A 19,122-nucleotide genomic window follows, 5' to 3' on the forward strand; every position below is an offset into this window, starting at 1 on the left:
GGACGGCGCCGTACCGCCGCACGTAGGAGGGCCCGCGCCCCGGCCCGTTCGATTCAGAACAGTCCGGGGCGCGGGCCCTCGTACGTACGGCATGAGCCGGGGAGGTCAGTGGGCGGCGGCGCCCTGGGTGATCCCGAGGGCGGCGGAGTACTGCGCGACGGCCAGCTTGCCGAGCGCGGGGTACGCGCCGAGCACGTCGGCGGCGCTGCAGCCGGCCTCCTTGCAGGCGGTGTCGAGGAGTCCCTCGGCGGCTTCCGGGCCGACCAGGTACGGGGCCAGCGCGAGCTGGGTCGAACCCTCGCGGCGGAGCTGGTCGGCGATCGCGGCCACCGAACCCTCCTCGTCCAGCGCGGCGGCCATCACCGGCACGGCGAGGCGGGCGGCCAGCAGCATGCCGGTGATGCCCGCGGCCTGCACGGCCTCCTCGCCACCGGTGGTGGCCAGGACGATGCCGTCGGCGGCCGTGGTCACGCTGAAGAGCCTGGCCCGGTCGGCGCGGGCGAGACCGGCCTCGGACAGCCGCACGTGCAGCCCCTCGGCGAGCAGCGGGTGCGGACCGAGCGGGTCGGCGAGTTCGGCGGCGGCCGAGGAGTCCATCAGGGCCTGGCGCATGCGGCGCAGCAGATCCCCGTCGGGGCCGGCCAGCAGGGGAACGGCCACGGCGTCCGGGCCGGTCGGCGCGGGCACCTCCTGCCCGGCGGCGCGGGCGGCCTCGGCGCGCGCGGCGCGATCGCGGGCGACGGCGGTCAGCACGCCGGACAGGGACGGGAACTCGGTGGCGTCGTCACCGTCGAGGAAACCGACCCGGGCGTCCAGGCCGGGCAGCTCGGAGCGGCCGATGCTGATGATCTCTTCCGCGATCCCCCGCGAGGCGGCCGAGGGGGCACCGGGCACGGCGAGCACCAGCGCGGGCGCGCCCTCGGGCGCCACCGCGGGCTCGGGCCGGCGGTGCCGTCCGGTCTGGCGGGGTCGCGGCATTCGTACGGGCAGGCCATTTGCGGGCCCAGTGGGGGAGCTCATGGCGCCGCATGCTACTGGTTTATCGAAACCGGGTGTTCGGGCAGGGCCTTCTCCGGCGGCATCTGTCCGTATTTATCCAAGGAATGTCAGATACCGTTCGGCTCCTCGGTCACCCTGGGGTCACCCCGTGGCGGGAAGCCGCCAGTCCACCGGCTGCGCGCCCTGGCGGACCAGCAGGTCGTTGGTCCTGCTGAACGGCCTGGAGCCGAAGAACCCGTTGTCCGCGGACATCGGCGAGGGGTGCACCGACTCCACGGCCGGCAGATCGCCCAGCAGCGGCCGGAGGTTGCGCGCCTCGCGCCCCCACAACACCGACACCAGGGGCTTGCCGCGGGCCGCGAGCGCGCGGATGGCCTGCTCGGTCACCGCCTCCCAGCCCTTGCCGCGATGGGCGTTGGGCTTGCGCGGTGCCGTGGTGAGCGAGCGGTTCAGCAGCAGGACGCCCTGCCGGGTCCACGGGGTCAGATCCCCGTTCCGGGGCCGGCCCGTGCCGAGATCGGCGTGCAGTTCGCGGAAGATGTTGTCGAGGCTCGGGGGCCACGGGCTGACTTCGGGGGCCACGGAGAAGGAGAGGCCGATCGCGTGCCCCGGCGTCGGGTACGGATCCTGCCCGACGATCAGCACCTTCACCTCGTCGAAGGGCTGTTGGAACGCGCGCAGCACGTTCGCCCCCGCGGGCACGTAGGTCCTGCCCGCCGCGATCTCCGCGCGCAGGAAGTCGCCCATCGCGGCGATCTGCGCCGCCACCGGCTCCAGAGCCCGGGCCCAGCCCGGCTCGACGATCTCGTTCAACGGTCGTGCTGCCACGGTCGATCACTCTACTGGCCCAGTCCGCCGCCCGGTGCCACCCCTCGAGCGGGCGCGGGGTCCCGCGGTGCCTCGCCGGCCGCCCGTTGTCGCTTCGATACCTGTTCGCAACTGGTTCGATTGCTCCAACTCTCCGTCCCGGACGTCACATTCAACACCGATGACGTTCGAGGGAGACGGTATGGAGCCCCATGAGGACCGCACGCCCGGCACACCCCGCACGCGCACCACGCTCCGCACGCCCAGCGCCTCCGGCGCATCCCGCAGGACCCGTCCGGCCCGGCGGAGAACCCACGGCAGACTGACCGCCGCGCTCCTCGCCGGCGGCCTCCTGCTGACCGGCTGCGGAAGCGGCGGCTCGAACCGCAGCGCCGACGGGGAGTGGAAGGGCGGCGACTCCGGGCCGCGGCCGTCCGCCACCCGCCCCGGCGGAGAGAGCGCGGAAGGGGAGAGCGACGGGCGGCGCCCCACCGCACCGCCCGCCGACTACCTCTCCACCTTCGCGCTCGACGTGGACACCGCGAGCTACGGGTACGCCCGCCGCACCCTCGCGGACGGCAAGCTCCCCGACCCCGCCACCGTGCGCCCCGAGGAGTTCGTCAACAGCTTCCGGCAGGACTACCGGGAGCCCGACGGCGACGGCTTCTCCGTCACCGTGGACGGAGCCCGCACCACCGAGGCGAACTGGTCGCTGGTCCGCGTCGGCCTCGCCACCCGGGTCGGCAACGGCGGGGCGGACGGCGCCGAGGCCCGCCCGCCCGCGGCGCTCACCTTCGTCGTGGACGTCTCCGGTTCCATGGCGGAGCCGGGCCGCCTCGACCTCGTCCGCACCTCCATGGGCCTGATGACCGACGAGCTCCGCGAAGACGACTCGGTCGCCATCGTCACCTTCAGCGGCAAGGCCCAGACCCGGCTGCCGATGACCCGTGTCGAAGGCCACCGCGAGCGGATCCACGAGGTGATCGCCGCACTGCGCACCGCCGATTCGACCAACGTGGAGGCCGGGGTCACCCGCGGGTACGAGGTCGCGGTCGAGTCGCTGCGGCCCGGGGCCACCAACCGGGTCGTCCTGCTCTCCGACGCCCTGGCCAACACCGGCGCCACCTCCGCCGACACCATCCTGAACCGGATCGGCGAGGCCCGGACCAAGCACGGGATCACCCTGTTCGGCGTGGGCGTGGGCAGCGAGTACAACGACGCCTTCATGGAACAGCTCGCCGACCGGGGCGACGGGCACACCACCTACGTCTCCGACAAGGAGGGCGCCCGCAAGGTGTTCTGCGAGGACCTCCCGGCGCAGGTGCAGCTGCGGGCCCGCGACGCGAAGGCGCAGGTCGCCTTCGATCCGCAGACCGTCGAACGGTTCCGGCTGATCGGCTACGACGACCGCCGCGTCGCCGACGGAGACTTCAGGAACGACACCGTGGACGGGGGAGAGGTCGGCTCCGGCCACTCCGTGACCGCCCTCTACGCGGTACGGCTGCGCCCCGGCGCCACCGGACACCTGGCGACGGCTACGGTGCGCTGGCTGGACCCGCGCACCCGCGCGCCGCACGAGGAATCCGGCAAGATCGAGGCGGCGGCCCTGTCCGGCGACGTGTGGACCGCGGCGTCCACGCGCTTCCAGGTCACCGCGGTGGCCGCCTACTTCGCCTCCGCCCTGCGCGAGCGCGACGGCGGCTGGGAGCGGGTGCCGGGCGCGGCCCCGCTGGGGAGCCTGGCCGGGCACGCGGACCGGCTGGCCGGGAGCACCGAGGATCCGGCCGTACGCCAGCTCGCGCAGGCCGTGCACCAGGCCCGGGGGCTCACCGGCTGAGGGCCCGGACCCGGGTGCGAACGCGGGTGCGCACGCGGATGCGGGCCGCCGCCGCTAGCCGTGCAGCACGGCGGCCCGTACGCACAGGACGTCGGGGAGGTGCTCGGCCAGCAACTGCCAGCTGTCCCCGTCGTCGTGGCTGGCGTACAGCTCGCCGTTGCGGTTGCCGAAGTAGATCCCGGCCGGGTCCGCGTCGTCCGTGCAGAGCGCGTCGCGCAGCACCGTGCCGTAGTGGTCCCCGGCCGGGAGGCCCTTCGTCAAGGGCTCCCAGGTGGCGCCCGCGTCCTGCGTCCGGAAGACCCGGCAGCGGTGCTCCGCGGGGACGCGGTCGATGTCGGCGTTGAGCGGGAAGACGTAGGCGGTGCCGGGCCGGTGCGGGTGGGCGGCCACGGCGAAGCCGAAGTCGGAGGGCAGGCCTGCGCCGATGTCCGTCCAGCGGGTCCCGGCGTCGTCGCTGCGGTAGACACCCCAGTGGTTCTGCAGGTACAGCCGATCGGTGTCCCCCGCGTCCTGGGCGATCTTGTGCACGCACTGGCCGAATTCGGGGTCCGGCTCGGGCAGGAACACCGCCGAGACCCCGTGGTTGGACGGGGCCCAGCTCGCCCCGCCGTCCGTGGTGCGGAACACCCCGGCCGTGGAGACCGCGACCGTGACCAGGTCCGGGTCGCGCGGGTCGGTGATCACCGTGTGCAGGCCCTCGCCGCCGCCGCCCGGGACCCACTTGTCCCGGGTCGGGTGCTCCCACAGGGGGCGGACCAGCTCGAAGGACTCGCCGCGGTCGGCGGAGCGGAACAGCGCGGCCGGCTCGGTCCCGGCGTAGACCACGCCGGGGGCCTCGGGGCCGGCCGGATGGAGCTGCCAGACCCGCTCCAGGGAGGCACCGGTGTCCTCGGGGAACTTCACGGCGGCCGCGGCGGGCTCCCGCCAGGTCGCGCCCAGGTCGTCGGAGCTGAAGACGGACGGCCCCCAGTGCGTGCTGTCCCCGGCGACCAGGAGCCGGGGCGCGCCGCCGCGCCGGTCGATGGCGACGGCGGAGACCGCCTGGGCGTTGAAGTGCGGCTCTCCGAACTCCCAGGTGCCGCCGGAGCCCCGGCGGCCGATGAACAGTCCCTTGCGGGTCCCCGCGAGCAGTACCACGTCGGTCATGGCCGACACCTCCGGACGTCTTTGTCCTGCACGGCAGCTTCTCAGCCAGTCTGCACCCGGCCACTGACAGCGGCCGGGTGCCGCGCGCGAGCCCGCGCCACGCCGCCCGGCGCTCGCCGCCCGCCCCTCGCCGCCCGGTCATACGAAGGGTCTCGTACTACGAGAGATTTCGTAGTACGGTGAATCTCGTACTTAGCGACCGACTCCCCGGTGCGCTTCCAGTCGCCTCTGGAGACCCCTCATGAGTGCTGCACCCGTTTCCTTCGCCGCGCTGTTCCAGCCGTGGACCATCCGCTCGGTCACCGTGCCGAACCGGGTGTGGATGGCCCCGATGTGCCAGTACAGCGCCGGGGCCTTCGGCCCGGACGCCGGCGTGGCCAACGACTGGCACTTCGCGCACTACGCGGCCCGCGCCACCGGCGGCACCGGCCTGATCATCCAGGAGGCCACGGCCGTCGCCCCCGAGGGGCGGATCTCCCCGTACGACCTCGGCATCTGGAACGACACCCAGGTCGAGGCGCTGCGCCGGATCGTCTCCTTCGTCAAGAGCCAGGGTGCGGTCCCCGGAATCCAGCTCGGCCATGCCGGCCGGAAGGCCTCCACCGACCGCACCTGGAAGGGCGGGCAGCCCGTCGGCCCCGAGGCGCACGGCTGGCTGCCCAGTGCCCCGAGCCCCGTGCCGTTCTCCGAGGACCACCAGGTCCCGCACGAGCTGACGGTCCGGGAGATCCGGGACGTCGTGGAGCAGTTCGCGGCCGCCGCCCGGCGCTCGCTCGCCGCCGGCTACCAGGTCGTCGAGATCCACGGCGCCCACGGATACCTGATCGGCGAGTTCCTCTCCCCGCACAGCAACAAGCGCACCGACGAGTACGGCGGCTCCTTCGAGAACCGCACCCGCCTCGCCCTCGAAGTCGTCGACGCCGTACGGGCGGTGTGGCCCGAGGAACTGCCGCTGTTCTTCCGGATCTCCGCCACCGACTGGCTGGAGGGGGACGGCTGGACCGCGGACGAGACCGTCCGGCTGGCCGGGCTGCTGGAAGCGCACGGCGTGGACCTCCTCGACGTCTCCACCGGAGGCCTCGCCCCCGGTGTGACGATCCCGGTCGGCCCCGGCTATCAGGTGCCCTTCGCGGCCCGGGTCAAGGCCGAGACCACCCTCCCGGTCGCCGCCGTGGGTCTGATCGCCGAGCCGGAGCAGGCCGAGAAGATCCTCGCCAACGGCGAGGCCGACGCCGTCCTGCTGGGCCGCGAGCTGCTGCGCGACCCGTTCTGGGCCCGCCGCGCGGCCGCCGAGCTCGGCGCGGAGATCCGTACGCCCGAGCAGTACCACCGCTCCTGGTGAACCGGTGCGGCGCGGGGACGGGGGTCCCGCGCCGCACCCCGCCGTTCGGCTCCACTCCTACGATGGTTCTCGTACGATGGAGGCGAAGACCAGGGATCACCCAGCGAGTGGAGTACGGACATGACGGAACGTGACGCGGCCCGTGTCCTCGCCCACCCCGAGGCCGCCGAGATCCGGCTCGAAGGGATCCTGCACGCCCTCTCCGACCCGGTCCGGCTGTCCATCGTCCGCGATCTCGCGGCCACGGACGCCGAGTTGGCCTGCTCGTACTTCGAGCTCCCGGTCACCAAGTCCACGACCACGCACCACTTCCGGGTCCTGCGCGAGAGCGGTGTCGTGCGCCAGTGCTACCGAGGCACGGCCAAGCTGAACGGGCTGCGCCGCGCCGAGCTGGCGGAGCTGTTCCCAGGGCTCCTCGACGGCGTCCTCGCGGCGGCCGCCGCCGAGCAGGCGCGCGACGGCGGCTGAGGCGGACCCCGACTCGGCGGGTCAGTCGGTGCCGCCCGCCGCCGCCAGCAGGCCCTCCCAGTCCGGGATCTTGACGGAGCGCCGGCCCAGGGACCGCCCCAGTTCCGCCTCCGCCGTCTCGATGGCCAGCCACCCGGGCCACCGGACGGGTCGCAGCCCGGCCTCCTGCAGGGCCTCCAGCGGGTCCCGCTCCCGTTCGCGCCGGGCCAGTGCCCCCGCGTCCTGGAGCAGGGAGGAGGCCGTCTCCTTCGCGCAGGGCCGGTTGGTGCCGATGACCCCGGTCGGGCCGCGCTTGATCCAGCCCGCCACGTATTCGCCGACGGAGGCGCGGCCCTCCCGGAGCACCCGGCCCGCCGCGTGCGGGACCGTACCGCGCCGCTCGTCGAAGGGCAGCCCGTCCAGCGGGACGCCCTGGTAGCCCACCGAGCGCAGGACCAACTGCGCCGGGACGTCCTCGTAGACCCCCGTACCGGTGACCCCGCCCAGGCCGTCGGGGGCCGTCCGCTCGAACCGCATCCCGGTGACCCGGCCGTCCGGGCCGCCGAGCACCTCCACCGGGCGCAGGAAGAACCGCAGCGCGATCCGCCGGTCCCCGCCGCTCGCCGGAGCCGCCGCCCAGCCGCGCAGCACCTCCACGTTGCGCCGGTTCACGGCGGGCAGGGCCGCGCCCGGGTCCGCGTACGCCGGGTCGAGGGCCAGTTCCGCCGGGTCGGCCAGGGTGTCCACGCCCGGTAGCGTGCCCAGCTCGCGCAGCTCCTTGGTGGTGAACTTGCCCTGGGAGGGCCCGCGCCGGGCCACCATGTGGACCGCGCGCACCCCGCTGGCGCCGAGCGCCCCCAGGGCCGGCTGCGGCATGTCGGTGGGGGCCAGCTCCGGTACGCCCCGGGCCAGGATCCGCGTGACGTCGACCGCCACGTTCCCGGCGCCGACCACGATCGCCGAGTCCACCCCGGGCAGCCCGAAGGCCTCGGCCGCGGCGTCCGGATGGCCGCTGTACCAGGAGACGAAGGCCGTGGCGGAATGCACCCCGACGAGGTCCTCGCCGGGGATGCCGAGCATCCGGTCCCTTGCCGCGCCGACGCAGTAGACCACCGCGTGGTACAGCTCCAGGAGCCGGGCGGTGGGCAGGGCGTCCCCGCCGACCTCGACGTTCCCGAGGAAGCGGATCCGCTCGTCCTCCAGCACGGTGCGCAGGCTTCCCTGCAGGGACTTGATCTTCTCGTGGTCGGGGGCCACCCCGTAGCGCACGAGCCCGTACGGAGCCGGCAGCCGGTCGAGCACGTCGACCCGGATCCCCGGCACCTCACGCTGTTGTACGAGTGTCTGTGCGGCGTAGACCCCGCTGGGGCCCGATCCGACGACGGCGATACGAAGCACGGCGGAGCTCCTCCCGCAGGTGTTCCCAGCATGACACCGGGTGCCGGGGCCGTCAGCCCATCGCGCGCATCCGGTGGATCTCGGCGCTCTGCGTGGCCGCCACCTCGTTGGCCATCTCCTCCACGGCGGCGTTGTTGCCGGCGGCCAGGACCTCGCCGGTCATCTTCAGGGCGCCCTCGTGGTGGGCTGTCATCAGGGTGAGGAAGAGCCGGTCGAACTCCGGCCCCCTGGCCGCGGTCAGCTCCTTGAGCTGCTGCTCGGTGGCCATGCCGGGCATCGCCGCGTGGTCGTGGCCTCCCGGGGCGGCGCCGGGCGCCGGGTTGCGGGCCGCCCACCCCTCCATCGCGCCGATCTCGGGCTTCTGCGCGGCCGCGATGCGCTCGGCGAGCCGCTTGACCCCCTCGGCGGAGGCCCGGTCGGGGGCCAGCGCACTCATGGTCAGGGCCTGCCCGTGGTGTTCGATCATGTTCCGCACGTACGCTCGGTCCGCCGAGTTGGGGGTGTCGTCGGGCAGCTCCTCGGCCGCCTGTTCGGGGGAGATGGTGCGCGCCTTCTCGCCGGGTTTGCCGGGGGCGATCACCGCCGGCTTGCCGTCCGCCGCGCCGTCCGTGCCGCCGTCGTCCCGGCAGCCGGCCAGGGGGAGCAGGAGCCCGAGGGTCAGGGCCGCTCCGACGATTCGCCCGAGTGAGACTTTCGCCATGTCCATGCAAAGGACCATACTGCCGGGGTCCGCGTTCCGTTCCCACCACGGGCGGAACCGATCGGACCCATGGGAGGGCACAGTGACCTCGATGCACACCAGCAGAGCGCGGCGCAGATCCCTGGGAGTGGCCGCAGCCGCGGCCGGACTCCTCACCACGTTATTGGCGGCCGGACCCGCGGCCGCCACCCCGGATCCGGGAGACCTGCTCCCGGGCGCGGGTGCGCCGCAGAGCGCCGCCACCGCGGCCGGCGCGGGACGGGAGTTGGCACCCGGCGAGATCCCCGGCCAGGACGAGATCGTCCACAGCCGCAACATCAAAGCCCTGGCCAACATCCCGAGCACCGATCCGAACCAGATCAACTCCGACATGGCATTCCAGGGCAAGTACGCCTACGCGGGCAACTACAACGGCTTCGTGATCTATGACATCGGCAACCCCAAGGCGCCGAAGAAGATCACCGAAGTGCTCTGCCCCGGCGGGCAGAACGACATCTCGGTCGACGGCGACCTGCTCTTCCTGTCCACCGACTCCTCGCGCAGCGACGACTCCTGCAGCAGCGTCTCGCAGCCCGCCACGGAGAAGTCCTCGTGGGAGGGCATCAAGATCTTCGACATCAAGGACAAGAAGAACCCCAAGTACATCAAGTCCGTCGAGACGCCGTGCGGCTCGCACACCCACACGCTGGTGCCGGGCGGCAGGGACGCCTACCTCTACGTCTCCTCGTACAACCCGAACGACGCCTTCCCCGACTGCAAGCCGCCGCACGACGGCATCTCGGTCGTGAAGGTCCCCAGGAAGAACCCGACGCAGGCCGCGGTCGTGGCCTTCCCGATCCTCTTCCCGGACGGCGGCAACCCGGGCGGGCCCACCAACCCGGGCGTCTCCAAGACGACCGGCTGCCACGACATCACCGTGCTGCCCTCCAAGGGCCTCGCCGCGGGCGCCTGCATGGGCGACGGCATCCTCTTCGACATCAGCAAGCCTGAAGAACCGCGCGTCATCGACCGGGTCCAGGACAACGTCAACTTCGCGTTCTGGCACTCGGCCACCTTCAACGAGCGGGCGAACAAGGTGGTGTTCACCGACGAGCTGGGCGGCGGTGGCGGCGCCACCTGCAACGAGGCCACCGGCCCCACCCGGGGAGCCGACGGCATCTACGAGATCACCGGCCGCGGCGACCAGCGCAAGCTCGTCTTCAAGAGCTACTTCAAGATGCCCCGCCTGCAGGCCGACACCGAGAACTGCGTGGCCCACAACGGCTCGCTGATCCCGGTCGGCGGCGGCCGCGACATCATGGTCCAGGCCTGGTACCAGGGCGGCATCTCCGTCTGGGAGTTCACCGATTCCACCAGCCCGAAGGAGATCGCCTACTTCGAGCGGGGCCCGCTGACCACCGACAAGCTCGGCCTCGGCGGCTCCTGGTCCGCGTACTACTACAACGGGCACATCTACTCGAACGACATCGTCAAGGGCCTCGACGTGCTGCGGCTCGACGACTGGCGCACCGACAGTGCCAAGTGGGTGCGGCTGGACCGGCTCAACGTGCAGACCCAGCCCGACTACCGCTGACGCGGAGAGGGAAACGTTCCGCCGGGCGGCCCACCGTCCGGCGGAACACCCAACTCCCAGTCCAGCCCGTAGCGCTGGAACAACTCGGCCCGCAGCCGGGCAGCCGGCATCGGCGCGCCCGGCAGCAGCACCGCCACCACCGCGCCCATCAGCAGCGCCCGCAACAGCGGATAGTCGGTGTCCACCTCCGCCGATCCGTACCGGATGACGGTGTCGCGCAGCAGCTCCGCGAGCCGCTGCTGCTCGGCGCACTGGACGAAACCCTCCGCCTGCAGGATCCCCGCCATATGGGTCCGCATCAGCCGGGGCTGGTCCATGGCCAGCCCGAGGATCGCGTCGATGGCCCGGGCAAGGAGCTCCCTGCCGGCGTCGGGTCCGACGGGCCGGGGCTCCCGCTCCAGCGCCGCTTCCAGCGTGAGGTGCATCAGCCGGTGCACGGCGGACTGCAGGAGCTGGCGCTTGCCCGGGAAGTAGTAGGACACCAGACCGCGGGCGGCTCCCGCCCGGTCGGCGATGTCGCCGAGGGTGGTGGCCTCGAAGCCGCGCTCCGCGACGAGCTCGACCGTGGCGTGCAGCAGCCGTTGCCGGGAACGCCTGCGCAATTCTTCATTGACCGATGCGCTGCGCGGGGACATGCTTGCTCCTGCGTTGACTGGCTCGCGGCCAGTATACTCAGCGCGCCGGACCGCCTGCTCTGGGCGACACGGGGGATCGCCCAGAGCAGGCACCGTCCCAGACCGCGAACGCCACGATCACCGCACCGAGCAGCCAGCCCGCCAAGACGTCCGAGAACCAGTGGACGCCCAGGTAGATCCGGGTGAAGCCGACCCCGAGGACCGAAACCGCGGCCAGGAGCAGCGCCACGGCCGCGAGTGACCGCGCGGGCGGGCGGGAGAGCGGTTGGGAGAGCCGGCGGGAGGACCGGTCGGAAAACGGCCGAGACGGCCCGCGTGCAACCAGCCGCACGAGCAAGCCGCAGACCACCATCGCCGTCATGGCGTGCCCCGACGGATAGGCGGCGTAGTCCGCGGAGACGACCGGATCCGGCCATACCGGCCGCTCCCGCCCCACCCAGACCTTCAGCCCCTGACTCACCACCGAGGCCGCGAGGGTGGCCAGGGCGATCCGCAGCGCGCACCGGCCGCTGCCCCGCCACCACAGCCACAGGCAGGTCGCGCCGGCCAGGGCCCGCATCGTCCACGGGTCCCAGACCCAGTCGCTGAGCACCCGCACCATCCGGGTGACCCCGGGACGGGCGACGGCGTAGGAGTGCAGGGCCCGCGCGATCCGGCCGTCGAAGGACAGCAGCGGAGCCCAGCCGGTGGCCACCAGGACCGTCAGTGCGATCGACGCGAGCGCCACGATCGCCGCGGCGAACGGCGCGCACGCCCGTGGGGTCGGCAACCGTACGTGAGCGTTCCGCATCCGCCGATCCTCGCACCCGACGGCGTCGATGCCCGGTAAGGGCGGCCGCCCCGCGATCCCCGGCGGCCACCCTTCGGGCGACGACGGGAGTTCGACGACAGGCCCTAGGTCAGCGCGCTGAGTCCCGGTCCGAAGGCCACCAGCACCGGCACCGCCGGAGCCAGCATCGCCAGGGCCGTCAGCCGCATCCGGCGCACGGCCGACAGGCGCGGCGCGGCCGCCAGCAGCCGCCGGACCCGTTCGGGGACGTGCGCGTGCGGCGCGGGGGACGGGCCGAAGACCCCGCGGTCCTCGTTCAGGCCGATCAGGGCCAGGGCCGTGGTCAGGCGCCCGTACCGGCGCGAGGCCACGTCATCGGCCGCCAGCTCCACCAGCCGGTGCATCTGCGCCTCGAACGCGGCGAAGACCGGGACCTGGGGGAACCCCCCGGACAGCGCCCGCGAGCAGTGCAGCAGCCAGTCGTGCCGGGCCGCCGCGTGCCCCTGCTCGTGGGCCAGTACGGCGTCCAGCTGACTCCCCTTGAGCCTGCCCAGCGCCGCCGTCGTGACCACCAGCTGCGGGACCGGACCCGGCAGCCACCAGCTGTCGGGCCGCCGCCCCTCGAGGACCACGAGCCGCGCCCCGGTGGCCTGCTCGCCGGGCAACAGCGGGGCCCGCAGCAGCAGTTCGGCGCCCTGTGCACGCCGCCGGGCGCGGGCCCGCAGGATCTCCCGGGCCAGCATCGCTCCGGTCCACAGCCCGCCGCCCGCCAGCGCGACGGCGGTGCCCGCGGCCCAGAGCCCGCCCGATGCGTCCAGCGCGTAGGCGTCGACCACGCCGTGCGGAGCCGGGGCGAACAGCCTGCCCCGCACGGCCTGCCAGGCGGCGGCCGCGCTCAGCAGCATCGACAGCGCGAAGCACAGCAGCACGGCGCCGACCACGCACTGCCACACCCACAGGGCCACGACGGGTTCGCGCTCGGGCCATTGGGCCCGGGCCAGCAGGCGGGGTGCGAGCACCGCGGTCAGGGCGCCGAGCAGCAGGAGAACGGCGGGGACCATCATGGGCCTCAGCCTAGGAGCGTGCGACTACCTGCGGGTATGGTCCGGGCCAAGGGTGATGCAGGACACGTTTGCCCGTCCGCGGCCTCACATCGTGAGCAGCATCGCCAACATCCCCATTCCCATGGCCAGTCGGCAGGCCCGGATCACTTCCGCCGGTCCGGCGGGCGCTCCGCCGGCCCCCGCCGCGCCGACGGTGACCAGCCGGGCGCCGCCCAGCACCACGTACCCGGCGTAGTAGAGGAGCAGCAGGCCGGTGAGCAGCGGCAGCCCGGATCCCTGCACGTGGGCGTGGCCGACGGACCCCGATGCGGCGCCCGCGCCCGTACCGGCGGCCAGCGTCATGTAGACCATGGTCAGCGAGCCCACCAGATGGTGCGCGTGGTGCGGGCCGCCGCGCAGCAGCCACAGTGCGTGCAGCGCCGCCCCGCAGAAGACCGCGCCCAGCACGGGCGCCTGCCAGCCGCCGCCCAGCCGCAGCGGCACCGCCATCAGGGCCATGCCGAACCCCATCGCCGCCTCCCCGGCCGCCGGTCCGCCGCCGGCTCTCCCCGCGCGCCGCAGACAGTACGCCCCGCTCACCGCGCAGAGCAGGACGAGGAGCCAGGCGGAGACGGAGGTGGAGAGGGACGTGGCGGGACCGTGCACGGCAGAACCTCCCGGTTCGTCGGCTTCACCGGAAGAGATGCCCCCTTCACACGGCCATCACGCCGGGCGAGGTTAGGCTCTGTGTGACCACCGGACGATGCACGTCGCAGACCTCGCGCAGAACGGAGCCCTCGATGCCGAGCGCCGCCCCCCACGCCTTGACCTACCGCAGTGCCGTGGAGGCGGACATCCCGGCGCTCGTGGCGCTCGTGGAATCGGCGTACCGCGGAGACGCGAGCCGTGGGGGCTGGACCACCGAGGCGGACTTCCTGGACGGACAGCGGACCGACGCCGAGGACGTGGCCTGGAAGGTCGCGCACCCCGAGGGCATGTTCCTCGTGGCGGAGCGCGCCGGAGAGATCGTGTCCTGCTGCCACCTCGAACACCGCGGTGATCACGTCTACTTCGGCATGTTCGCGGTCCGCCCCGGTCAGCAGGGCGGCGGGCTGGGCAAGGCGGTGATGCTGGAGGCGGAGCGCCGCGCCCGCGAGCAGTGGACGGCCAAGGAGATGCGGATGACCGTGATCACCGTACGGGAGGAGCTCATCGCCTTCTACGTGCGCCGCGGTTACGAGCGCACCGGCGAGATGAGCCCCTTCCCCTACGGGGACGAGCGGTTCGGCGTTCCGCTCCGCGACGACCTGGCCTTCGAGTTGCTGGTCAAGACGCTGTAGTCGCGGGGGCGGACGGGGCGGGGCGGGGTGGTGCCCGCAGGTCCATCCGCCGGCCCCGACCCGCAGTCCGCCGACCCGCCGTCCGCCGTGCGCGGCCTCAGGCGGTGAAGCGGCCCGTGGAGCGGATCTCGGGGAAGTCGGTGAGCACGCCGTCGAGTTCGAGGGCCCGCGCCAGCCGCAGCCGCGCCAGGGTGTTGACCGTCCACCCCGTCACGCGCAGTCCGGCCTCGTGCGCCGCCTCCACGGTGTGCAGGGTGAGGTGGCCGATGTTGAGCGCCACCGTCTCCGCGCCCGCCAGGGCGGCCCGGGCGACGACCTCCCCGGCGTCCGCCGGGGTCTGGTTCGCGTAGAGCACGGTCCGTACGCCCGGCACCAGCCGGGCCGCCTCCACGAGCACCTCGTCGCGGAAGGACGCCACTTCCACCCGGCCGGTCAGATCGCGGCGCACCAGCAGATCCGCGAAGGCGCCGACGGCGGCGAGGTCGTGGACCTGGATCCGGAGCGGGGCGCGGACCGCGTCGACGACCTCGTCCAGGACCGGCACGTGCTCGCCGTCCCCGGCGTCCAGCTCGCGCAGTTCGGCCAGGGTCAGATCGGCCACGGCTCCCGAACCGTCGGTGGTCCGGTCCACCTCGGCGTCGTGCAGGACGACGAGGGCGCCGTCCTTGCTGAGCCGCACGTCCAGCGCGACGACGTCCATGCCGGAACGTTCCGCGCGGACGAACGAGCGCAAGGTGTTCTCCGGTTCGACACCCATGACCCCGCGGTGCCCGATGGTGAGGAAAGTCAAGGTTCTCTCGCTTCCGTCGACGGCGGCTCCCCGCGCGGTCGCGGTGTCCCGACCGGCCGCGCGCGATGTGAGGCGCATGCTAGTGCGCCCCGCATGCGATGAAACCGCCTTTGCGGGGGCTCCGCAACGCCGTCGGGCCGCCTCCCGACGGGCTTGCCGGGGGCCGGGGAGCCCCCGGCGCGGCCCGCGTGGTCACCCGGTGGTGGGCGCGTCCCCACCGGCTTGACGTTCCTGCCCGCCCAGCCCCTCGAGGTCCGCCAGCAGCGCCCGGGTCAGCTCCAGTTCGGCCAGGTGCTGGCGCTCGCTCCAGCGCAGGGCGAGGACCGGGAACGCCCAGTCCGGCTCGGCGGCCGCGTGCGCCATGGCCTCCCGTACGGAGGCCAACTCCTCGGTGGTGCGCTCCAGATGCTCCGTCACCATGTCGCGCAGCCGCTCCGGCTCGGCCAGGTGCCCGAGCCAGACCCGCAGCAGCAGACCGTGCTTGAGCACCGGGGGGCCCGCCTCGGCGACGTCGGAGGCCCAGCCGGCCAGCGCCTCGCGCCCGGCGGGGGTGATGCCGTAACGGCGCTTGGCCCGCGCCTCTTCGGGCCCCGAGCGCACGGAGGCCGCGTAGCCGAGCTCCTCCAGGCGGCGCAGTTCGGCGTAGATCTGGCTGATGGCCGGGGACCAGTAGAAGAAGCGCAGCGAGGAGTCCGCCCACTTCTTCAGCTCGTAGCCGGTCCGCTCCCCGGGGAAGGAGAGCAGGCCGAGAACCGCCCACGCGGTCGGTGGGAGCTCTTGCTTCTTCGACGTCTGACTACTAGTCATATTTCGAATAGAAGTGAGACCGGGTACGGGACGCAACCCTGGAGGCATCGTGAAATTCTCCGTGATCTTCGAAGCTCAGCTCGCCGACCCGACCGTGGAACGGGAGCACCAAGTCATCCGGGACTGCGTCGAGCAGGCGGTGCTCGCCGAGCAGATGGGGTTCGACCGGATCTGGGCCGTGGAGCACCACTCCTTGAAGTGGTACGCCCACATGAGCGCCCCCGAGATCTTCCTGACCTGGGTGGCGGCCCGGACCAACACCATACGCATCGGGCACGGAGTCGTGTGCATGCCCTTCGCCTTCAACCACCCCGTCCGGGTCGCCGAGCGGGCCGCGATGCTCGACCTGCTGTCCGGCGGGCGGGTCGACCTCGGGGCCGGGCGGGGCGGCACCGTGCAGGAGACCTCGCTGTGCGGGGTGGACAAGGACCGCACCACGGCGGAGGTGGAGGAGGCGCTGCGGATCATCGGGAAGGCCTGGCAGGAGGAGGAGCTGGAGTACCACGGGGAGCTCATCGACATCGATCCGCACCCCATCCTGCCGCGGCCGAGCCAGCGGCCCCATCCGCCGCTTTTCCTCGCGTGCAGCCGGGCCGAGACCCTGGTGCAGGCCGCGGAACTGGGCGTGGGGGCGCTGGTGATGGGATTCGCCGGGCCCGAGTCCATCGCGGGGATGCGCTCGGTCTACGACGCCGCGATCGCCGGCCGGGACGGCGACCGCTTCGTCTCGACGGCCGTCAACGACCACTTCTCGGTGCTCTGCCCGACGATCGTGCTCGACGACCCCGAGGAGGCCCGCCGGATCGGGATCCGGGGGCAGCGGTTCTTCGCGCAGTCCATCGGCCACTGGTACGGCGGGGCGGGGGTGCCGGACGAGGCGGTGGTCGCGGGCGCCGACGAGGGGGCGGAGATGCGCAGGGCGGCCGAGCAGGTGGTGGCCCGGCTGCACGAGCAGGACATCCCGGTGCGGCCCACCGCCACGGCCACCTTCAACGCGGACCACGCCTACGGGAGCGCCGACGAGGCGATCGCGTACGTGGAGCGGCTGCGGGAGGCGGGGGCCGACGAGATCATGTGTCTGATCCAGATGGGCACCGTGCCGCAGGAGGCCTGCCTGGAGACCCTGCGGCAGTGGGGCGAGAAGGTCATCCCGCACTTCGCGAACCAGCGGGCGTAGGGGCCGCCGCCGTGACGGACGTGACTGCTGGGGCTGCTGCGGCCGACGGGAGGGGTGACCGGCTCGATCCCGCCACCCGTCCCCACGCCGACGCGCCGGCCTCCCCCTTCCCCGACCTCGGGGGGCGGGTCACCGATGCCGACGAGGCCCGCCGGATCCTCGCCGCCGTTCCCGCGACGGCCCTGCCGGCCGTCGTGGGCGCCGTGGAGGACCGGGAGGTCCCCGGGTCGACCGGGGCGCCGCCGGTCCCCGTGCGCGTCTACCACCCCGACCCGGAGCGGTGGCCGGGGTCCCGGCCGACGGTGGTGTCCTGCCACGGCGGCGGCTGGGTCCTGGGCGACCTCGACAGCTACGACGCCACCGCGCGGGCCCGCCGTCGCGCTCCAGGTGCTGATCTACCCGTGCCTGGACGCCGCCCGGGACACCGGGTCCTACCGGAGCAACGCCGAGGGGTACTTCCTGACCGCGGCGCACCTGCGCTGGTTCTGGGAGCAGCACCTCGGCCCCGGCGGCGACGGCGGCCGTCCGCCGGCCTCCCCGCTCGCCGGTGACCCGCGCGGGCTGCCGCCCGCGTACGTGGTGCTCGCCGGCTGCGATCCGCTGCGGGACGCGGGGGTGGCGTACCACCACCGGCTGCTCGGGGCCGGGGTCCGTTCGGCCCTTGACCTGCACCCCGGGATGTTCCACGGGCTCCTCGCGCTGGCCGGAGTGCTCCCCGAGGCCCGTCAGGCCTTGGCACGACTGGGCGAAGTCATCGACTCCATGCGCAAGAACGGGAAGACTTCCGGTGAAACCGGGGGTGATGCAGGATAATTTCCCGGATCTCCTCTTGAGTGGGAGAGCCTCACCCGTTTACGCTGTGCCGACGTGAGGTTCTCCTGTGGAGGAAGTGACATGACGGAAACTCTTGTGCCGGGCATCGGCGGTGCCGTGATAGCCGCTGGTGTACGGGTGGTCGACCACCCGGCGTGGCCCGAGCTCAAGGCCGCCGTGGAGGAGATCCGGCCCTGGCAGTCGGCCGACGGCTCCATCGACTTCGAGCGCGAGGGGCACCACGCCCGCATCGCCGCCCCGGCCGCGGTCGAGCGCGTGATCGAGGGCATCGAGGCGCTGTCGCCGCTGCTCCCGCACGGCGCCGCGTACCACCGTGCCCTCATCGGCGACCTGCGCAAGTGGGCCGACGGCGGCTTCGGCGTGCCCGACTTCCTCGACTCCCTGCTGGCCTTCGCACCGGCCGCCGAGCGCGCCGACGGGCTGCAGCACCTCGTGGTCTTCCCGATGTACACGCAGAACGGCAACCCGGACCGCAACCTCGAAGCCGTCGTGCTGAAGATGGTGTGGCCCGAGTGGCTCTCCGAGCTGGAGCGCACCCGGTACGACAACCCGCTCTTCCTCGGCATCACCTTCGAGGACTTCACCCCGGGCTACGACACGCACTCCGCCGTGCTCTTCCCGGAGACCATCGCGGTGCGCGAGGCCCCCGAGCGCTTCACCTGGGGCGGCATCTTCTGCGACCGCGAGGCCGCCCGCTACCGCAAGGTCACCGAGGCCGCCGTGGACATCCTGGGCATCGAGCTGCCCGAGGACATCGCCCGGATGGTCGAGGACCAGGAGCGCTGCGAGAAGGCCTTCGTCCTGTGGGACATGGTCCACGACCGCACCCACAGCCACGGCGACCTGCCGTTCGACCCCTTCATGATCAAGCAGCGCCAGCCGTTCTGGATGTACGGCCTGGAGGAGCTGCGCTGCGACCTCACCGCCTTCAAGGAGGCCGTGAAGCTGGAGTCCGAGGGCAACGAGCACGGCCGCGACGTGCAGTACGCCGTCCTCTTCGACCGGATGTTCCGCTTCCCGGTGTCCGGCGACCGCACCCGGAACTACGATGGCCTCGGCGGCCAGCTCCTCTTCGCGTACCTCCACAAGCACGACGTCGTGCGCTGGACGGACAACAAGCTGAAGATCGACTGGATGCGCGCCCCGCAGGTCACCAACCAGCTGTGTGCCGAGATCGAGGGCCTTTACCGGGCCGGCATCGACCGCCCGAAGCTCGTCCACTGGTTCAAGGCGTACGACCTGGTCGCCGAGTACCTCGCCCCCCACCCGGGATCCAAGTGGGCCAAGGGCCCCGACGCCCTGGACCTGACGCAGCCGCCGCGCAAGCTCGTGGACGACGTGCTTCCGGACGAGTTTCCGCTGAGCATGTTCTATGAGGCCCTGGCCAAGAAGCTCAAGGGCGTGATCGCCTCGACCAAGGGCATCACGGCAGGGAACGCCGCGGACCGCGAGACCGCCGCGCGGGTCGCCGCGTGAGC

At 72.9% G+C, this 19,122-nt stretch carries 19 protein-coding genes; 8 read left to right on the plus strand and 11 right to left on the minus strand.

The window, feature by feature from the left end:
- Positions 1 to 105 precede the first annotated feature (105 nt).
- Both ACFVX6_RS02280 and ACFVX6_RS02285 read right to left on the minus strand, forming a co-directional pair.
- Positions 106 to 1,020 carry a sirohydrochlorin chelatase gene (locus ACFVX6_RS02280; protein ID WP_389687069.1) on the minus strand — a complete coding sequence of 305 codons (915 nt, stop codon included), beginning with the start codon at positions 1,018 to 1,020 and terminating at the stop codon, positions 106 to 108.
- A 120-nt stretch (positions 1,021 to 1,140) separates the two neighbouring features.
- Positions 1,141 to 1,827 carry a uracil-DNA glycosylase gene (locus ACFVX6_RS02285; protein ID WP_389687071.1) on the minus strand — a complete coding sequence of 229 codons (687 nt, stop codon included), beginning with the start codon at positions 1,825 to 1,827 and terminating at the stop codon, positions 1,141 to 1,143.
- A 181-nt stretch (positions 1,828 to 2,008) separates the two neighbouring features.
- Between ACFVX6_RS02285 and ACFVX6_RS02290 the strand changes: the two genes are divergently transcribed.
- Positions 2,009 to 3,643 (plus strand): von Willebrand factor type A domain-containing protein, encoded by a 1,635-nt coding sequence (locus tag ACFVX6_RS02290; protein ID WP_389687073.1) that lies wholly within the window; start codon positions 2,009 to 2,011, stop codon positions 3,641 to 3,643.
- A 54-nt stretch (positions 3,644 to 3,697) separates the two neighbouring features.
- Here the strand turns inward: ACFVX6_RS02290 and ACFVX6_RS02295 are convergent, their stop codons facing one another.
- On the minus strand, positions 3,698 to 4,789 hold the full coding sequence (locus ACFVX6_RS02295) for a WD40/YVTN/BNR-like repeat-containing protein (protein ID WP_389687075.1): 1,092 nt from the start codon (positions 4,787 to 4,789) through the stop codon (positions 3,698 to 3,700).
- Positions 4,790 to 5,030: 241 nt separating this feature from the next.
- On the opposite strand from ACFVX6_RS02295, the gene ACFVX6_RS02300 reads away from it, so the two are divergent.
- Positions 5,031 to 6,131: an NADH:flavin oxidoreductase/NADH oxidase gene (locus ACFVX6_RS02300; RefSeq protein WP_389687077.1), complete on the plus strand. Its 1,101-nt coding sequence runs from the start codon at positions 5,031 to 5,033 to the stop codon at positions 6,129 to 6,131.
- 120 nt (positions 6,132 to 6,251) lie between these two features.
- Entirely contained in the window at positions 6,252 to 6,599 is a 348-nt protein-coding gene (locus ACFVX6_RS02305) for an ArsR/SmtB family transcription factor (RefSeq protein WP_389687079.1), read from the plus strand.
- A gap of 21 nt (positions 6,600 to 6,620) precedes the next feature.
- Here the strand turns inward: ACFVX6_RS02305 and ACFVX6_RS02310 are convergent, their stop codons facing one another.
- Both ACFVX6_RS02310 and ACFVX6_RS02315 read right to left on the minus strand, forming a co-directional pair.
- Positions 6,621 to 7,976 (minus strand): FAD-dependent oxidoreductase, encoded by a 1,356-nt coding sequence (locus tag ACFVX6_RS02310; protein WP_389687081.1) that lies wholly within the window; start codon positions 7,974 to 7,976, stop codon positions 6,621 to 6,623.
- 52 nt (positions 7,977 to 8,028) lie between these two features.
- Complete coding sequence (locus ACFVX6_RS02315) at positions 8,029 to 8,682, minus strand: DUF305 domain-containing protein (RefSeq protein WP_389687083.1); 654 nt, start codon at positions 8,680 to 8,682, stop codon at positions 8,029 to 8,031.
- A gap of 76 nt (positions 8,683 to 8,758) precedes the next feature.
- On the opposite strand from ACFVX6_RS02315, the gene ACFVX6_RS02320 reads away from it, so the two are divergent.
- Positions 8,759 to 10,249, plus strand: a complete 1,491-nt coding sequence (locus ACFVX6_RS02320; RefSeq protein ID WP_389687085.1) for an LVIVD repeat-containing protein — start codon at positions 8,759 to 8,761, stop codon at positions 10,247 to 10,249.
- Here ACFVX6_RS02320 and ACFVX6_RS02325 read toward each other — a convergent pair.
- The 4 genes from ACFVX6_RS02325 to ACFVX6_RS02340 all read right to left on the minus strand — a co-directional run bounded on the left by ACFVX6_RS02325 (position 10,240) and on the right by ACFVX6_RS02340 (position 13,362).
- Positions 10,240 to 10,884 carry a TetR/AcrR family transcriptional regulator gene (locus ACFVX6_RS02325; RefSeq protein WP_389687087.1) on the minus strand — a complete coding sequence of 215 codons (645 nt, stop codon included), beginning with the start codon at positions 10,882 to 10,884 and terminating at the stop codon, positions 10,240 to 10,242. The genes ACFVX6_RS02320 and ACFVX6_RS02325 overlap by 10 nt on opposite strands.
- Before the next feature lie 37 nt (positions 10,885 to 10,921).
- The gene (locus ACFVX6_RS02330; RefSeq protein WP_389687089.1) at positions 10,922 to 11,674 is read right to left on the minus strand and encodes a phosphatase PAP2 family protein; all 753 of its coding nucleotides are present in this window, start codon (positions 11,672 to 11,674) and stop codon (positions 10,922 to 10,924) included.
- A 104-nt stretch (positions 11,675 to 11,778) separates the two neighbouring features.
- The gene (locus tag ACFVX6_RS02335; protein WP_389687091.1) at positions 11,779 to 12,717 is read right to left on the minus strand and encodes a M56 family metallopeptidase; all 939 of its coding nucleotides are present in this window, start codon (positions 12,715 to 12,717) and stop codon (positions 11,779 to 11,781) included.
- Positions 12,718 to 12,801: 84 nt separating this feature from the next.
- Positions 12,802 to 13,362: a DUF5134 domain-containing protein gene (locus ACFVX6_RS02340; protein WP_389687093.1), complete on the minus strand. Its 561-nt coding sequence runs from the start codon at positions 13,360 to 13,362 to the stop codon at positions 12,802 to 12,804.
- Between the two features lie 134 nt (positions 13,363 to 13,496).
- On the opposite strand from ACFVX6_RS02340, the gene ACFVX6_RS02345 reads away from it, so the two are divergent.
- Positions 13,497 to 14,036: a GNAT family N-acetyltransferase gene (locus tag ACFVX6_RS02345; RefSeq protein ID WP_389687095.1), complete on the plus strand. Its 540-nt coding sequence runs from the start codon at positions 13,497 to 13,499 to the stop codon at positions 14,034 to 14,036.
- Between the two features lie 97 nt (positions 14,037 to 14,133).
- Here the strand turns inward: ACFVX6_RS02345 and ACFVX6_RS02350 are convergent, their stop codons facing one another.
- Positions 14,134 to 14,826, minus strand: a complete 693-nt coding sequence (locus ACFVX6_RS02350) for a glycerophosphodiester phosphodiesterase (RefSeq protein ID WP_389687097.1) — start codon at positions 14,824 to 14,826, stop codon at positions 14,134 to 14,136.
- Positions 14,827 to 15,018: 192 nt separating this feature from the next.
- Positions 15,019 to 15,633, minus strand: coding sequence for a helix-turn-helix transcriptional regulator (locus tag ACFVX6_RS02355; RefSeq protein WP_389687099.1), 615 nt, complete (start codon positions 15,631 to 15,633; stop codon positions 15,019 to 15,021).
- Between the two features lie 49 nt (positions 15,634 to 15,682).
- Here ACFVX6_RS02355 and ACFVX6_RS02360 point away from each other — a divergent pair, with 49 nt between their 5' ends.
- The 3 genes from ACFVX6_RS02360 (at position 15,683) to ACFVX6_RS02370 (ending at position 19,120) form a co-directional block, all read left to right on the plus strand.
- Positions 15,683 to 16,810, plus strand: a complete 1,128-nt coding sequence (locus ACFVX6_RS02360) for an LLM class flavin-dependent oxidoreductase (protein WP_389687101.1) — start codon at positions 15,683 to 15,685, stop codon at positions 16,808 to 16,810.
- 387 nt (positions 16,811 to 17,197) lie between these two features.
- Entirely contained in the window at positions 17,198 to 17,623 is a 426-nt protein-coding gene (locus ACFVX6_RS02365) for an alpha/beta hydrolase fold domain-containing protein (RefSeq protein WP_389687103.1), read from the plus strand.
- 81 nt (positions 17,624 to 17,704) lie between these two features.
- Positions 17,705 to 19,120 (plus strand): DUF6421 family protein, encoded by a 1,416-nt coding sequence (locus tag ACFVX6_RS02370; RefSeq protein WP_389687105.1) that lies wholly within the window; start codon positions 17,705 to 17,707, stop codon positions 19,118 to 19,120.
- Positions 19,121 to 19,122: the final 2 nt, after the last annotated feature.

Source organism: Streptomyces sp. NPDC058289, assembly GCF_042880975.1.
Lineage (GTDB): Bacteria > Actinomycetota > Actinomycetes > Streptomycetales > Streptomycetaceae > Streptomyces > Streptomyces stoeckheimensis.

Excerpts from the sequence above, each read along its gene's own strand:
- ACFVX6_RS02280 (WP_389687069.1), bottom strand. The coding sequence starts at position 1,020 with ATGAGCTCCCCCACTGGGCCCGCAAATGGCCTGCCCGTACGAATGCCG.
- ACFVX6_RS02290 (WP_389687073.1), top strand. The coding sequence starts at position 2,009 with ATGGAGCCCCATGAGGACCGCACGCCCGGCACACCCCGCACGCGCACC.
- ACFVX6_RS02295 (WP_389687075.1), bottom strand. The coding sequence starts at position 4,789 with ATGACCGACGTGGTACTGCTCGCGGGGACCCGCAAGGGACTGTTCATC.
- ACFVX6_RS02300 (WP_389687077.1), top strand. The coding sequence starts at position 5,031 with ATGAGTGCTGCACCCGTTTCCTTCGCCGCGCTGTTCCAGCCGTGGACC.
- ACFVX6_RS02305 (WP_389687079.1), top strand. The coding sequence starts at position 6,252 with ATGACGGAACGTGACGCGGCCCGTGTCCTCGCCCACCCCGAGGCCGCC.
- ACFVX6_RS02315 (WP_389687083.1), bottom strand. The coding sequence starts at position 8,682 with ATGGACATGGCGAAAGTCTCACTCGGGCGAATCGTCGGAGCGGCCCTG.
- ACFVX6_RS02325 (WP_389687087.1), bottom strand. The coding sequence starts at position 10,884 with ATGTCCCCGCGCAGCGCATCGGTCAATGAAGAATTGCGCAGGCGTTCC.
- ACFVX6_RS02330 (WP_389687089.1), bottom strand. The coding sequence starts at position 11,674 with ATGCGGAACGCTCACGTACGGTTGCCGACCCCACGGGCGTGCGCGCCG.
- ACFVX6_RS02335 (WP_389687091.1), bottom strand. The coding sequence starts at position 12,717 with ATGATGGTCCCCGCCGTTCTCCTGCTGCTCGGCGCCCTGACCGCGGTG.
- ACFVX6_RS02345 (WP_389687095.1), top strand. The coding sequence starts at position 13,497 with ATGCCGAGCGCCGCCCCCCACGCCTTGACCTACCGCAGTGCCGTGGAG.
- ACFVX6_RS02355 (WP_389687099.1), bottom strand. The coding sequence starts at position 15,633 with ATGACTAGTAGTCAGACGTCGAAGAAGCAAGAGCTCCCACCGACCGCG.
- ACFVX6_RS02370 (WP_389687105.1), top strand. The coding sequence starts at position 17,705 with ATGACGGAAACTCTTGTGCCGGGCATCGGCGGTGCCGTGATAGCCGCT.